The organism is Streptomyces sp. NPDC037203 (assembly GCF_055605065.1).
This window is the reverse complement of the sequence record NZ_JBVJUC010000002.1, coordinates 754,156-767,135: the sequence shown is the minus strand read 5'-3', so window position 1 is coordinate 767,135 and position 12,980 is coordinate 754,156. Positions and strand designations below refer to the sequence as shown.

Genomic DNA, 12,980 nt, shown 5'->3' with positions numbered 1-12,980 from the left:
GGATTGCCCGCAGGGCTGACGTCCCACGGACGGACGTACAGTGGCGTGGGCGCGTGACGTGCCTGACATCGCTAGGGAGGCGCTTGCCGTGAGTGAATTGCGGTTCGTCCGTATGGGGTTCGGCGCGGAGGCCGTCGACTACCAGGAGGCATGGGACGAGCAGCGCCGGGTGCACGCCGCCCGGTTCGCCGACGAGATCCCGGACACAGTGCTGCTCCTGGAGCACCCCCCGGTCTACACGGCGGGCCGGCGCACCGAGGACAGCGAGCGGCCGCTGGACGGCACCCCGGTGATCGACGTGGACCGCGGCGGCAAGATCACCTGGCACGGCCCCGGCCAGCTGGTGGGCTACCCGATCCAGAAGCTCCCGCGCCCGGTGGACGTGGTGGCGCACGTACGGCGCCTGGAGGAGGCCCTGATCCGCACCTGCGCGGAGTTCGGTCTGGAGACCACCCGCGTCGAGGGGCGCAGCGGTGTGTGGGTGCTCGGCGACCCGGTCGAGCAGCGGCCCGCGCTCGGCGGTCTCTCCCTCGACTTCGACCCCCGGCTGACCGACGAGGAGTTCGACCCCCGCCTCAACGGCCCGGAGTACGCACCCTCCAACGCCGGCCAGCGCCGCGAGGACCGCAAGATCGCCCAGATCGGCATCCGGGTCGCCAAGGGCGTCACCATGCACGGCTTCTCGTTCAACGTCTGCCCCGACATGAAGTGGTTCGACCGGATCATCCCGTGCGGCATCCGCGACGCGGGCGTGGCCTCCCTGGCCGGCGAGCTGGGCCGGGACGTCACGGTGGAGGAGGTCGTGCCGGTGGCCGAGAAGCATCTGCGGGACATCCTGGAGAACGCCGACCTCAGGCCGCGGCCGGTCGAGAAGGCGTCGGCCTGACGGAACCCCCGCGCGGGAATGCGCCCTGCGGTCATGAGGTTGATCTCGGCGCCAGGGCGTGCAGAACACGGGCGTACCCTGGGGGACGCCGAAGAATCAAAGCTGAGGGAGCCGGTCGTGTCCGCAGTCGCACCCGACGGACGCAAATTGCTGCGCCTGGAGGTCCGCAACAGCCAGACCCCCATCGAGCGCAAGCCCGAGTGGATCAAGACGCGGGCGAAAATGGGCCCCGAGTACACCAAGATGCAGAGCCTCGTGAAAAGCGAGGGCCTGCACACGGTCTGCCAGGAAGCCGGCTGCCCGAACATCTACGAGTGCTGGGAGGACCGCGAGGCCACCTTCCTCATCGGCGGCGACCAGTGCACCCGGCGCTGCGACTTCTGCCAGATCGACACGGGCAAGCCCGAGGCCCTGGACCGCGACGAGCCCCGCCGGGTGGGCGAGTCCGTGGTCACGATGGACCTCAACTACGCCACCATCACCGGCGTGGCCCGCGACGACCTGCCGGACGGCGGCGCCTGGCTGTACGCCGAGACCGTGCGCCAGATCCACCGGCAGACCGCCGGGCGCGCGGAGGGCCGTACCAAGGTCGAACTGCTCGCCCCGGACTTCAACGCGGTCCCCGAGCAGCTGGCCGAGGTCTTCGAGTCCCGCCCCGAGGTCTTCGCGCACAACGTCGAGACGGTGCCCCGGATCTTCAAGCGGATCCGCCCCGGCTTCCGCTACGAGCGCTCCCTGAAGGTCATCACCGACGCCCGCGACTTCGGCCTGGTCACCAAGTCCAACCTGATCCTCGGCATGGGCGAGACCCGCGAGGAGGTCAGCGAGGCCCTCAGGCAGCTGCACGAGGCCGGCTGCGAGCTGATCACCATCACGCAGTACCTGCGCCCCTCCGTGCGCCACCACCCGGTCGAGCGCTGGGTGAAGCCGCAGGAGTTCGTGGAGCTGAAGGAGGAGGCGGAGGAGCTGGGCTTCTCCGGGGTGATGTCCGGCCCGCTGGTGCGCTCCTCGTACCGCGCCGGGCGCCTGTACCAGATGGCGATCGAGAAGCGCGGCAGCTACGTGGCGAGCCAGGCGGTGTGAGCACCGCCCGACGGCGCGGTCGCCCCGCGACCCCTCCCCCCGGTGTGTGAATTCGCGCACAAGTAATTACCGGCCAGTAACGGCTTGTTCGACGCGGTCCTGACCGTCCTCGCTGATGAGGGCACCCGTCAGGGCCGCGTCAGGGTTTGCGGCCGCCGTATCAAGGTTTCATCGGTGTTTGACCGCTGGGACACGCCCTGGTAACACCGATCAGTGACCCTCGAATCACGCCTCGTACACCACCCGCTCGCAGGGGGTATCTCGACCATGCAGGCCCCGCCGGTACGCGCCACCGCCATCCCCTCCCTCACCGACGCCCTCCGCGCCGTCGAGTCGCTGCTGATGAGCGGCGGCCAGCGCACCGCCCGCCGCAACGCCTGGACCTCGGTCCTGGAGGACCGCCGCCGGGCCAGGGACCGGGTGGAGGCGCAGCGCTTCTACGAGCGGTCCGCGGACGGCTCGTAGCCCCGCCGCCCCCGCGGGCACTGCCGTCGTCCGCGCTCCCGGCGCCACGTAGACTTCGTGCCATGGCGAGGAAGGAAACCGCGGCGGACGCCGCGAATGCCGGGCGACTGAAGCAGATCGCCCTCACATACAAGATGACCCGCAAGGTCGACTCCAAGATCGGCCTTGTGCTCTCGGCCGTCGGGCTCGGCACGCTCGCGGTGTTCCTCGTGATCGGCTTCTTGCTGGGCCACCCGGTCTACCTGGGCATCTTCGGTCTGCTGGTGGGTCTGCTGGGGGCGGCGGTCGTGTTCGGCCGCCGGGCCGAGCGGGCCGCCTTCGGCCAGATGGAGGGCCAGCCGGGCGCCGCGGCGGCGGTGCTGGACAACGTCGGCCGGGGCTGGACCACCACCCCCGCGGTGGCGATGAACCGCAGCCAGGACGTGGTGCACCGCGCGGTCGGCAAGGCCGGCATCGTGCTGGTCGCCGAGGGCAACCCGAACCGGGTCAAGAGCCTGCTGGCCGCCGAGAAGAAGAAGATGAACCGCATCGTCGCCGATGTGCCGGTGCACGACATCATCGTGGGCAACGGCGAGGGCCAGGTCGAGCTGAAGAAGCTGCGCACCACCATGCTGAAGCTCCCGCGCGTGCTCACCGGTCCCCAGGTGACCACCACCAACGACCGGCTGCGCGCGCTCGGCGACCTGATGAGCAACATGCCGGTGCCGAAGGGTCCGATGCCCAAGGGCATGCGGATGCCGAAGGGCGGCAAGAGCGGCCGCTGAGCCGCGACGTGCAACGCGTACGACGATGGGGGCGCCCGGTGTCACACCGGGCGCCCCCATCGTCGTACTCCTCGTCCCGGCCCCTACGGGTTCCCGGCCCTCACGGGTCAGACCCGGACCTCGACCGTCTTCGCCAGCCGGTCGTGCAGGCCACGGCCGTCGCGGTCCCAGACCAGGGCCGGGATGGCGAGGCACAGCAGGACGGTGCGCACCAGGGAGCGCAGCGGGTTGACGGTGCCGGTCCCCAGGGCCACGACCCGGATGCCGAACAGGCGCTTGCCCGGAGTGAACCCGATGGTGCCGACCAGCAGGGCGCTCATGACGAAGAAGACCCCGAGGGCCCAGTTGCCCGTGCCCTGGTCGTAGCCATGGGTGATCAAGCTGTATGCGATCAGCAGGCACAGCGCCCAGTCGACCGCGATGGCCCCGAGCCGCCTGCCCGGCCGGGCCAGCGAGCCCGGACCCTCCTCGGGCAGCCCCAGCTGTTCCCCCCGGTAACCGAAGTCCGCGCCGGCGTCTTCCATGGCCGCGCGAGGGCCGGAGAGCCACGATCCGAGTGCCTGCCTGTTGTCCACCCGACCACGGTACTGCGTCCCCATATGACCGGGGGACGCCGGGGTGTCCCGGAGCTACGGTGGACGAGTGCCCGGTTAACTTCTGCGAAACAATCGGGTCACGCCGGAGAAATCACCCGTCCCTAGGGTCGGGACGAGCGTGTGCCACCGCACTGGCCGCACGAACGATCTACCACCCCGGCGCGGACGGCCGGGAGTAGGAGGAGCTGGATGTTCCAGAACGCCGACGAGGCCAAGAAGTTCATCGCGGACGAGGACGTCAAGTTCATCGACGTCCGGTTCTGCGACCTGCCGGGCATCATGCAGCACTTCACCGTGCCCGCCGAGGCGTTCGACCCGGACGAGGAGCTGGCCTTCGACGGATCGTCGATCCGCGGCTTCCAGGCCATCCACGAGTCCGACATGGCGCTGCGGGCCGACCTGTCCACGGCTCGGGTCGACTCGTTCCGCCGGGACAAGACGCTCAACGTCAACTTCTTCATCCACGACCCGATCACGGGCGAGCAGTACTCCCGCGACCCGCGCAACGTGGCCCGCAAGGCCGAGGCGTACCTCGCCTCGACCGGCATCGCGGACACCGCGTACTTCGGCCCCGAGGCCGAGTTCTACGTCTTCGACTCGGTGCGCTTCCAGACCAGCGCGAACGAGTCCTTCTACCACATCGACTCCGAGGCGGGCGCCTGGAACACCGGTGCGGTGGAGAACAACCGCGGCTACAAGGTCCGCTACAAGGGCGGCTACTTCCCGGTCGCGCCGGTGGACCACTTCGCCGACCTGCGCGCCGAGATCTCCCTGGAGCTGGAGAAGTCCGGCCTGAAGGTGGAGCGCCAGCACCACGAGGTGGGCACGGCCGGCCAGGCGGAGATCAACTACAAGTTCAACACGCTGCTCGCCGCCGCCGACGACCTCCAGCTGTTCAAGTACATCGTGAAGAACGTGGCCTGGCGCAACGGCAAGACCGCGACCTTCATGCCGAAGCCGATCTTCGGTGACAACGGCTCGGGCATGCACGTCCACCAGTCGCTGTGGAGCAACGGCGACCCGCTGTTCTACGACGAGGCCGGGTACGCGGGCCTGTCGGACACCGCCCGCTACTACATCGGCGGCATCCTCAAGCACGCCCCCTCGCTGCTCGCCTTCACCAACCCGACGGTGAACTCGTACCACCGCCTGGTGCCGGGCTTCGAGGCGCCGATCAACCTGGTGTACTCGCAGCGCAACCGCTCCGCCGCGATGCGCATCCCGATCACCGGCTCCAACCCGAAGGCCAAGCGCGTCGAGTTCCGCGCGCCCGACTCCTCCGGCAACCCGTACCTCGCCTTCTCGGCGCTGCTCCTCGCGGGCCTGGACGGCATCAAGAACAAGATCGAGCCGGCCGAGCCGATCGACAAGGACCTCTACGAGCTGGCTCCCGAGGAGCACGCCAACGTCGCGCAGGTCCCGACCTCCCTCGGCGCCGTCCTCGACCGCCTGGAGGCCGACCACGAGTTCCTCCTCCAGGGCGACGTCTTCACGTCCGACCTGATCGAGACCTGGATCGACCTCAAGCGCACCCAGGAAATCGCCCCCCTCCAGCTGCGCCCGCACCCGCACGAGTTCGAGCTGTACTTCGACGTGTGACAGACCCGTCGCACGACCGGGGCCGCCTCCCGCGAGGGAGGCGGCCCCGGTCGTGTGTCACGGCGTGAGTGCGTCAGGGCACCACGACCACCACCACGGGCGAGTTGTAGCCGTAGCCGAAGCCGTTGTTGAAGCCGAAGAAGCCGCCGCGATTGAAGCCCCGGTTGAAGCCGAAGCAGTTACGGCCGTAGCAGCCGCGGTTGGTGCTGACGTGGGTCTGGGTCGACGCCGACGCGGTGCTCGCGGTGGCCACGGTGGCCCCGCCCGCCAGCAGCACGCCGACGGCGGACACCGCGGCGAGACGCCTCGCGCGCTGTGCATTCATCGAACTGCCCTCCTTCCATTCCCCCGGCGCCGTTTCGGGCACCGGAAGATGGCCGCACCCGCGCCTTCGGCGGGACACGGTCGTGGGTGATGCCGCCTGTATTCAGGAAGCAGGGCTGACGTTCCCCTGGTCGGCGGGGATGGCGCACGTCCGGCGCACCCTGCGGCGCGGCTCTGCTGAAAATGCTAGCGGCCGGATCAGCACCCGGCATCCGGACGCGAATCGGGCGTAAACGGGCTGCTCAGGGGCCCTGTGCAACCTTTCGTACCGCTCAGGCTTCCTCTTTCCGGGGGGCCGACGGGATCATGCCCCCGTAACTGTCCCGACGAGGAAGGTTGAACGGGGAATGTCTGAACAGGACGATTGGCAGCAGGAGTTCGATCTTCGCTGGGCGAACTCCGCCCCGCACAAGGAGCCTTCCGCCCGCGCCCGGATGCTCGCCGCCCGCTGGAAGCAGAACCCCCCGGACCCCGCCCCCTTCCGCGCCGACCCGGAGCCCGCGGGGCCCCGCCGCTCCTCCTGGGTGTCCACCGCGGTGGTCCTCGGCTGCGTGGCCGCGGTGATCGTGCTGCTGGGGTACGCTCAGATACGTGACGGTTACTGACCGATCACGGAGAGCCACGGAAAGCCGTCGGTCGGGTGAGCGGGCCGTCCGGCCCCCTCCCCATATCGTGCGGCAGGTGCACACTGGACAGCGGGACGAAGGTGCCTGACTGCGGGGTGATGCGAGATGCGGAGCCGCTTGAGGAGCGACCGGCGACTGACCGTGCGGATGACGGTCACGATGTTTCTGCTCGGACTGCTGTACGTGGCGTTCATCGCCGCGCTGCTCGTACTGCTGAAGTCCTGGCTGCTGGTCGTGGTCCTGATGGCCGCGATGTTCGTGGCACAGTTCTGGTTCTCCGACCGGATCGCGATGTTCGCCATGCACGGGCGGGTCGTGGAGCGGGAGGAGTACCCGGAGCTGCACGCGGTGGTGGACCGGCTGTGCGCGATCGCGGACATGCCGAAGCCGACGGTCGCCGTGTCCGACATGGAGATGCCGAACGCCTTCGCGACCGGACGCAACGCCGATCACGCCGTGGTCTGCGTGACCACCGGGCTGCTGCGCCGCCTGGAGCCCGGCGAGCTGGAGGGCGTCCTCGCGCACGAGCTGTCGCACGTGGCGCACAAGGATGTCGCCGTGATCACCATCGCCTCCTTCCTCGGCGTGGTCGCGGGCCTGCTGGTGCGCTTCGCCTTCTACTCGCAGATCTTCGGCGGGGGCCGCAGGGACCAGAACACCGCCGTCGTCTTCGCGGGCGTGATGGGCGTCTCGGCGGCCGTGTACGCGATCAGCTTCCTGCTGATCCGGACGCTGTCGCGGTACCGGGAACTGGCCGCCGACCGCGCGGCCGCGCAGCTGACCGGGCGCCCCTCGGCGCTGGCCTCGGCGCTCACCAAGGTCACCGGGGACATCGCCCGCATCCCGACCAAGGACCTGCGTACGGCCCAGGCGTTCAACGCCTTCTACTTCACCCCGGCGACCGGCAAGGAGCCGGGCATCGAGCGGTTCTTCTCCACCCACCCGACGCTCCAGCAGCGGCTGGACCAGCTGGGCCGGATCTCGGCGGAGCTGGGCGAGACCGTACCGGGGGAGGCCGACCGGGCATGAGCGGGACTTCGGAGAGCAGCGGAACGGAGAACATGGCGCTGTCGCGGAAGGCGGGCTGAGCATTGGGCCTGCTGGACATCCTGCTGGGGCGCACCAAGCCCGTGGCCCCGAACCTCGACCAGTTGTTCGCACTGCCCTCCGCCGCCATCACGCTCCAGGCGGCGATGGGCTTCGCCCCGACCGGGCGGGGGGCGGTGTGCTTCGCCACCGTGGAGGGCGCGGCCTTCGAGCAGACCCACCGGGAGGTGCAGGCGCTGCTGGACGCGGACGCGGAACGCGCCGGGACGCCGGTGGAGCTGCGCCGGGACGACTACGGCTACTCGTGGCTGGTCTCGCGCCGCTCCCCCGACCAGCTGCCGCAGCTCGTCAACGATCTGCACGCGGTGAACAGTTCCCTGGAGATCAACGGCTTCGGCCCGCAGCTGCTGTGCTCGCTGGCCGGCTTCGCCGACGACTCGGGACGCGCTCTCGCGCTCGTCTACCTCTACAAACGGGGCACCTTCTACCCCTTCGCCCCGCTGGCCGGGGGCGGCGAACGCCGGGACAACGCGCTGGAGCTCCAGGTGAAGTCCGCACTCGCCGACGATCTGCGGATCGAGCAGGACCTGTCCCGCTGGTTCCCGGTGTGGGGCGCCCCCGGTCTGTGAGCGCCCCGGCGCAGGCGGGCCGGCGGCGCCGGGCGGTCCCGTGGGGGGCGTGCCCGGCGCCGCGGTGGATCAGCGGCTGTAGCGCATCAGCGCCCGCACCATGCGGCACGTGGTGTCGGACGGCGGGCGCATGCCGATCGTCTCGGCGGTGTCCCGGATGGTGTCGTCGTGCGCCTGGTCCGGCAGGTAGACGCCGGAGTCGAGCAGGGCGATGGCCAGGCGCATGGCCTTCAGGCGGCGGTTGTGCGCGACGTACCACTCGCGGGGGCGGCCGGCCGGCAGGGGGCGCTTCACGGCGGGCTCGTACGGCGAGTCGAACAGCACCGGGTGCCGGGTGGTGGACTGGGTCGGCGACGGCTTCGGCTTGAGAGCGGCAGCGGGCACGGGCATCCTCCAGACGCGATCAGGGCGCCGGCCGGCGAGCCCGGCGACACCCTCGAACACTGCTTCTATTCTACGGCCGACCACTGACAAAAGGCCCTGGCCACAAGGGCTTTGGGGGCTGCCGGTACAGGGGTTGCGCACGGGTTCTCGCGTACCGTGGAGACATGGAGATCTGGATCAATCCGGCCTGTTCGAAGTGCCGCAGCGCGATCAGCCTGCTCGAAGCCGAGGGCGTCGGCTACACCGTGCGGCGCTATCTGGAGGACGTGCCGAGCGAGGACGAGATCAAGGCCGTACTCGGGCGCCTCGGCCTGGAGCCGTGGGACATCACCCGGACCCAGGAGGCGGCCGCGAAGGAACTGGGGCTCAAGGACTGGCCGCGGGACGAGGGTGCGCGCCCGCGGTGGATCCGGGCGCTGGCCGGACATCCGAAGCTGATCCAGCGGCCCATCATCACGGCGGACGACGGCACGACGGTGGTGGCCCGGACGGAGGAGGCGGTACGGGAGGCGATCGCCCACGACTCCGCGTCCCGCTGACGGGACGTCGCACGGCCGACCACGAGCCGGGCGGGCGGCGCGAGCCGGGCGGGCGGTGCGCGGGGGTCAGTCCGCCAGGAAGGCGGCCAGCCGGTCGCTCAGCTCCGGCGGGGCAGGCTTGGGCAGGGCGTGGTGGGAGACGCCCCGCGGTACGGCGGTGGTGACGTGCCGCAGCAGCGCCCCGGCCGCCGCCGTGACCCGGCTCGGGCCGTGCACCTTGCCGGCCCCGGCCGCGAGCGGCAGCGCCGGCACGTCGAGCGCGCGCGGCGCCCGTGCGTCCGGGCGCGGACGGGGGCGGGGGTGCTCAGGCCGGGGGCGCCGACGATGTCGGGGGCGTACACCCGGTGCGTACGGGCGAGGCCGGTGGCCTGGGCGTACCAGGAGGGGGAGGGGGCTTTGCCGCCGCCCGGCGGCGGGAGTGCCAGGCATCGCTGCCGTAACCGTGATCCGGGACACAAACCCCCAGGTAACACGGGGTTCACATCAGGGCAATGGCCGGGAAACGCCCTGTTGACAGGCTTCCGGGCAGATCGACAGACGGCGCACGGCGCCGCACGGCACCCGCGAGTGCGCCCGAACCACCCCGAAGGATGTGTCCCCGTGACCTTCAAGGCCGAGTACATCTGGATCGACGGCACCACGCCGACGGCCAAGCTCCGATCCAAGACGAAGATCATCGCGGGCACTCCGGCCGGTCTCGACGCACTGCCGCTGTGGGGCTTCGACGGCTCCTCCACCAACCAGGCCGAGGGCCACGCCTCGGACCGTGTGCTCAAGCCGGTCTTCACCTGCCCGGACCCCATCCGCGGCGGCGACGACGTGCTGGTGCTGTGCGAGGTCCTGAACACGGACATGACGCCGCACGCCTCCAACACCCGCGCCGAACTGGCCGAGGTCGCCGCCCGGTTCGCCGCGCAGCAGCCGGTCTTCGGCATCGAGCAGGAGTACACCTTCTTCGACGGCACCCGCCCGCTGGGCTTTCCCGAGGGCGGCTTCCCGGCCCCCCAGGGCGGCTACTACTGCGGTGTCGGCGCCGACGAGATCTTCGGCCGCGAGGTCGTCGAGGCGCACCTCGACAACTGCCTGAAGGCCGGTCTCGGCATTTCCGGCATCAACGCCGAGGTCATGCCGGGCCAGTGGGAGTTCCAGGTCGGCCCGCTCGCCCCGCTGGAGGTCTCCGACCAGCTGTGGGTGGCCCGCTGGCTGCTGTACCGCACCGCCGAGGACTTCAAGGTCTCCGCGACCCTCGACCCCAAGCCGGTCAAGGGCGACTGGAACGGCGCGGGCGCGCACACCAACTTCTCCACCAAGGCGATGCGCGAGGGCTACGACGCGATCATCACCGCGTGCGAGGCGCTGGGCGAGGGCTCCAAGCCGCTGGACCACGTCAAGAACTACGGCGCCGGCATCGACGAGCGGCTGACCGGACTGCACGAGACCGCCCCGTGGGACGAGTACAGCTACGGCGTCTCCGACCGCGGTGCCTCGGTGCGCATCCCGTGGCAGGTCGAGGTGGAGGGCAAGGGCTACATCGAGGACCGCCGCCCGAACGCCAACGTCGACCCCTACCTGGTGACCCGCCTGATCGTGGACACCTGCTGCACGGCGCTGGAGAAGGCCGGCCAGGTCTGATCCGCCCCGGAACTCCGTCAGGGCCCTCAGGGGCGCCCGCCGTTCGCGGCCGGGCGCCCCTGAGGTGTGTCCGGTGCCGCTCGGCGCGTGCGTCCGGGTGCGCCTCGGCGCGTGCGTCCGGGTGCGTCTCGGCGCGTACGGCCGGTGTGCCTCGGCGGGTGTGCGCCGGCGGAACCCGACCGGTGCCCGGAAGCCCCCGCCGGTCTCCATGCCCGGCCCACCTCTGTCCACATACCGAGACACCGATTCGGCCTTCTCCACACCGGCAACTCGCTGATCAGGGGCTTGACTACGGCCCCCGAGGCCCTCGCAACGCAGACTTCACGCCAATGACACGTCCAACCTGTGAGAGGACTCTCGTGCCCGGCGCGCGCCTCTGCTTCAATGGGCGCATGGCCAGCTTCCAGAAGATCACCGCGACGGGTCGTCACGACCTCGAGCCCTTCTGGCCCTCCCGCCAGCATCACGACTTCGACCGGGTGTGTTGTCGCGCGATATCCGCGCGGGCCCTGTGAAGCCGTAACCCCGGCCTTCGGCCAGCGCGGAACGACGTACGTCCCGGCGCGCCCCGACCACGAATCGCGGCCGCCGTCCCTCCCGACGAACCTCTCGCGCGAAAGAGCTGACCTCTCATGGCGACCACTCGTTCCGTCTCCCCCGTCTCCGCCGCCGCTCCCGCCCCCTCCGCGACCCCTCTGAACGCTCCCGCCCGGCACCGGCTGCGCGCCGTCGACCGGGACGAGGTGGTCGACGTGGCGGACTTCCTGCCGCCGGGCGCCACCTGGCTGCCCGCACCGCAGCACACCCTGCCCGTCCTGCCCGGCCGCCCGCCGATGGTCGGCTACCTGGTGCTGGTCCCCGCCGACCAGCAGCCGCCGTTCCTGCCGGTCGCGGTGCCGGACCAGACCGGGCAGGCGGAACAGGCCGGGCACGCGGTGCAGCCGGGCGCCGACCGTACCGGCCGGGCGGCCGCGGCGGTCCGGACGGCCCCCGAACCACTGGTGCGGATCGACGCCGGGCGCCGCACCGCCTTCATCGAAGGCCGCGAACTCGACCTGACCTACCTGGAGTTCGAGCTGCTCGCCCACCTGGTGGCGCATCCGCACCGGGTGCACACCCGCGACCAGCTGGTCACCACGGTGTGGGGGTACGGCCATGTCGGCGACGGCCGCACGGTCGACGTCCACATCGCCCGGCTGCGCCGCAAGCTGGGCGCCGAGCACCGCCGGACCATCCAGACCGTGCGCCGGGTCGGTTACAAGTACATTCCGCCGACCGGCCGCTGAACCGCCGCTTCCGCCCTCGGCGTAGCCCCGCACCGCCCCCCGCCTGACCGGGCAGGCTGCCCGGTATGAGACTTCTGGTACTGGGCGGAACGGAGTTCGTGGGGCGCGCCGTGGCCGAGGCCGCCGTCGGGCGCGGCTGGGAGGTGACCGTCTTCAACCGCGGCAGCCGCCAGCCACCGCCCGGAGCAAGGGCGTTGACCGGCGACCGCACCGCGCCGGGCGGACTGGACGCGCTCGCCGAGGGCGCCTGGGACGCGGTGGTGGACACCTGGTCGGCGGCCCCGCGCGCGGTACGGGACACGGCCCGCCTGCTGCGGGGCCGCGCCGGGCGGTACGCGTACGTCTCCAGTTGCTCGGTGTACGCCTGGCCCTGGCCGGCCGGGCCCAGGGAGGGCGCCGCGCTGGTCGAGGGCGCGGCGGACGCGGAGCCGCGCGCGTACGCACAGGACAAGCGGGGCGGTGAGCTGGCCGCGCTGGAGTCCTTCGGCGCGGACGGCTCGCTGCTGGTGCGGGCGGGGCTGATCCTCGGGCCGTACGAGAACGTGGGCCGGCTGCCCTGGTGGCTGAGCCGGATCGCCCGCGGGGGCCCCGTCCTCGCGCCCGGCCCGCGCGACCTGCCGCTCCAGTACATCGACGTCCGCGACCTGGCGGACTGGCTGCTCGGCGCCCTGGAGCAGGAGTCGAGCGGCCCGTACGACCTGGCGAGCCCGCCCGGTCACACCACCATGGGCGCGCTCCTCGACGCCTGCCTCGCGGCCACCGGTGCGGACGCCGAGCTGTGCTGGGCCGACCCGCGGACGGTTCTGGACGCCGGGATCGAGCCGTGGACCGAGCTGCCGGTGTGGGTGCCACCGGGCAGTGAGATGTACGACGCCGCCCACGGCTGCGATGTGTCGCGGGCGCTCGCCACCGGGCTGGTCTGCCGGCCGGTGGCGGCGACCGTCGCGGACACCTGGCGCTGGCTGACCGGCATCGGCGGCACCCCGCCCCGGCAGTCCGACCGCCGCGCGCTCGGGGTCGCGCCCGAGGTGGAGGCGCAGGTGCTGGCCGTGCTGCGAGACGGCGTCCCCGGCGCCGCTTACCCGGCTGGCGGCCGCGAAGGGCTGGGGAAGTAGCCGGC

At 71.3% G+C, this 12,980-nt stretch carries 17 protein-coding genes; 13 read left to right on the top strand and 4 right to left on the bottom strand.

Annotation, left to right across the window (positions count from 1 at the left end; genetic code table 11):
- Positions 1–88: 88 nt before the first annotated feature.
- The 4 genes from lipB to ACZ7EC_RS07925 all read left to right on the top strand — a co-directional run bounded on the left by lipB (position 89) and on the right by ACZ7EC_RS07925 (position 3,198).
- Positions 89–886, top strand: coding sequence for a lipoyl(octanoyl) transferase LipB (gene lipB, locus ACZ7EC_RS07940; protein ID WP_471059261.1), 798 nt, complete (start codon positions 89–91; stop codon positions 884–886).
- Between the two features lie 117 nt (positions 887–1,003).
- Entirely contained in the window at positions 1,004–1,969 is a 966-nt protein-coding gene (gene lipA / locus ACZ7EC_RS07935; RefSeq protein WP_471059260.1) for a lipoyl synthase, read from the top strand.
- Between the two features lie 267 nt (positions 1,970–2,236).
- Complete coding sequence (locus tag ACZ7EC_RS07930; protein ID WP_397987314.1) at positions 2,237–2,434, top strand: SCO2195 family GlnR-regulated protein; 198 nt, start codon at positions 2,237–2,239, stop codon at positions 2,432–2,434.
- A gap of 62 nt (positions 2,435–2,496) precedes the next feature.
- The gene (locus ACZ7EC_RS07925; protein WP_471059258.1) at positions 2,497–3,198 is read left to right on the top strand and encodes a DUF4191 domain-containing protein; all 702 of its coding nucleotides are present in this window, start codon (positions 2,497–2,499) and stop codon (positions 3,196–3,198) included.
- Between the two features lie 107 nt (positions 3,199–3,305).
- Here ACZ7EC_RS07925 and ACZ7EC_RS07920 read toward each other — a convergent pair whose 3' ends face one another.
- Positions 3,306–3,773: an RDD family protein gene (locus tag ACZ7EC_RS07920; RefSeq protein ID WP_471059256.1), complete on the bottom strand. Its 468-nt coding sequence runs from the start codon at positions 3,771–3,773 to the stop codon at positions 3,306–3,308.
- 210 nt (positions 3,774–3,983) lie between these two features.
- Here ACZ7EC_RS07920 and glnA point away from each other — a divergent pair, with 210 nt between their 5' ends.
- Complete coding sequence (glnA, locus tag ACZ7EC_RS07915; RefSeq protein ID WP_397986302.1) at positions 3,984–5,393, top strand: type I glutamate--ammonia ligase; 1,410 nt, start codon at positions 3,984–3,986, stop codon at positions 5,391–5,393.
- Between the two features lie 73 nt (positions 5,394–5,466).
- Here the strand turns inward: glnA and ACZ7EC_RS07910 are convergent, their stop codons facing one another.
- Positions 5,467–5,718: a hypothetical protein gene (locus ACZ7EC_RS07910; protein WP_471059254.1), complete on the bottom strand. Its 252-nt coding sequence runs from the start codon at positions 5,716–5,718 to the stop codon at positions 5,467–5,469.
- Positions 5,719–6,064: 346 nt separating this feature from the next.
- Here ACZ7EC_RS07910 and ACZ7EC_RS07905 point away from each other — a divergent pair, with 346 nt between their 5' ends.
- The 3 genes from ACZ7EC_RS07905 (at position 6,065) to pspAB (ending at position 8,019) form a co-directional block, all read left to right on the top strand.
- Positions 6,065–6,322: an SCO2583/SCO2584 N-terminal domain-containing protein gene (locus ACZ7EC_RS07905; protein ID WP_471059252.1), complete on the top strand. Its 258-nt coding sequence runs from the start codon at positions 6,065–6,067 to the stop codon at positions 6,320–6,322.
- A gap of 126 nt (positions 6,323–6,448) precedes the next feature.
- A complete protein-coding gene (gene htpX, locus ACZ7EC_RS07900) occupies positions 6,449–7,372 on the top strand; it encodes a zinc metalloprotease HtpX (RefSeq protein WP_471059250.1) in 924 nt (307 codons plus the stop codon).
- Positions 7,373–7,434: 62 nt separating this feature from the next.
- On the top strand, positions 7,435–8,019 hold the full coding sequence (pspAB, locus tag ACZ7EC_RS07895; protein ID WP_471059249.1) for a PspA-associated protein PspAB: 585 nt from the start codon (positions 7,435–7,437) through the stop codon (positions 8,017–8,019).
- A 69-nt stretch (positions 8,020–8,088) separates the two neighbouring features.
- Here the strand turns inward: pspAB and ACZ7EC_RS07890 are convergent, their stop codons facing one another.
- Positions 8,089–8,403: a hypothetical protein gene (locus tag ACZ7EC_RS07890; protein WP_471059247.1), complete on the bottom strand. Its 315-nt coding sequence runs from the start codon at positions 8,401–8,403 to the stop codon at positions 8,089–8,091.
- A gap of 164 nt (positions 8,404–8,567) precedes the next feature.
- On the opposite strand from ACZ7EC_RS07890, the gene ACZ7EC_RS07885 reads away from it, so the two are divergent.
- Positions 8,568–8,942, top strand: coding sequence for an arsenate reductase family protein (locus ACZ7EC_RS07885; protein WP_471059245.1), 375 nt, complete (start codon positions 8,568–8,570; stop codon positions 8,940–8,942).
- Between the two features lie 66 nt (positions 8,943–9,008).
- Here the strand turns inward: ACZ7EC_RS07885 and ACZ7EC_RS07880 are convergent, their stop codons facing one another.
- A complete protein-coding gene (locus tag ACZ7EC_RS07880; protein WP_471059244.1) occupies positions 9,009–9,194 on the bottom strand; it encodes a hypothetical protein in 186 nt (61 codons plus the stop codon).
- A 348-nt stretch (positions 9,195–9,542) separates the two neighbouring features.
- Between ACZ7EC_RS07880 and glnII the strand changes: the two genes are divergently transcribed.
- The 4 genes from glnII (at position 9,543) to ACZ7EC_RS07860 (ending at position 12,975) form a co-directional block, all read left to right on the top strand.
- On the top strand, positions 9,543–10,574 hold the full coding sequence (gene glnII, locus ACZ7EC_RS07875) for a glutamine synthetase (RefSeq protein WP_471059243.1): 1,032 nt from the start codon (positions 9,543–9,545) through the stop codon (positions 10,572–10,574).
- Between the two features lie 392 nt (positions 10,575–10,966).
- Positions 10,967–11,089 carry a hypothetical protein gene (locus ACZ7EC_RS07870; RefSeq protein WP_259332457.1) on the top strand — a complete coding sequence of 41 codons (123 nt, stop codon included), beginning with the start codon at positions 10,967–10,969 and terminating at the stop codon, positions 11,087–11,089.
- 117 nt (positions 11,090–11,206) lie between these two features.
- Positions 11,207–11,860: a winged helix-turn-helix domain-containing protein gene (locus tag ACZ7EC_RS07865; RefSeq protein WP_471059241.1), complete on the top strand. Its 654-nt coding sequence runs from the start codon at positions 11,207–11,209 to the stop codon at positions 11,858–11,860.
- Positions 11,861–11,925: 65 nt separating this feature from the next.
- Positions 11,926–12,975 carry an NAD-dependent epimerase/dehydratase family protein gene (locus ACZ7EC_RS07860; RefSeq protein ID WP_471059240.1) on the top strand — a complete coding sequence of 350 codons (1,050 nt, stop codon included), beginning with the start codon at positions 11,926–11,928 and terminating at the stop codon, positions 12,973–12,975.
- Positions 12,976–12,980 lie beyond the last annotated feature (5 nt).

Coding starts and splice junctions, on each gene's coding strand:
- ACZ7EC_RS07930 (WP_397987314.1), top strand. CDS start 2,237: ATGCAGGCCCCGCCGGTACGCGCCACCGCCATCCCCTCCCTCACCGAC.
- ACZ7EC_RS07910 (WP_471059254.1), bottom strand. CDS start 5,718: ATGAATGCACAGCGCGCGAGGCGTCTCGCCGCGGTGTCCGCCGTCGGC.
- ACZ7EC_RS07865 (WP_471059241.1), top strand. CDS start 11,207: ATGGCGACCACTCGTTCCGTCTCCCCCGTCTCCGCCGCCGCTCCCGCC.
- ACZ7EC_RS07905 (WP_471059252.1), top strand. CDS start 6,065: ATGTCTGAACAGGACGATTGGCAGCAGGAGTTCGATCTTCGCTGGGCG.
- ACZ7EC_RS07870 (WP_259332457.1), top strand. CDS start 10,967: ATGGCCAGCTTCCAGAAGATCACCGCGACGGGTCGTCACGACCTCGAG.
- ACZ7EC_RS07860 (WP_471059240.1), top strand. CDS start 11,926: ATGAGACTTCTGGTACTGGGCGGAACGGAGTTCGTGGGGCGCGCCGTG.
- ACZ7EC_RS07885 (WP_471059245.1), top strand. CDS start 8,568: ATGGAGATCTGGATCAATCCGGCCTGTTCGAAGTGCCGCAGCGCGATC.
- ACZ7EC_RS07925 (WP_471059258.1), top strand. CDS start 2,497: ATGGCGAGGAAGGAAACCGCGGCGGACGCCGCGAATGCCGGGCGACTG.
- htpX (WP_471059250.1), top strand. CDS start 6,449: ATGCGGAGCCGCTTGAGGAGCGACCGGCGACTGACCGTGCGGATGACG.
- glnA (WP_397986302.1), top strand. CDS start 3,984: ATGTTCCAGAACGCCGACGAGGCCAAGAAGTTCATCGCGGACGAGGAC.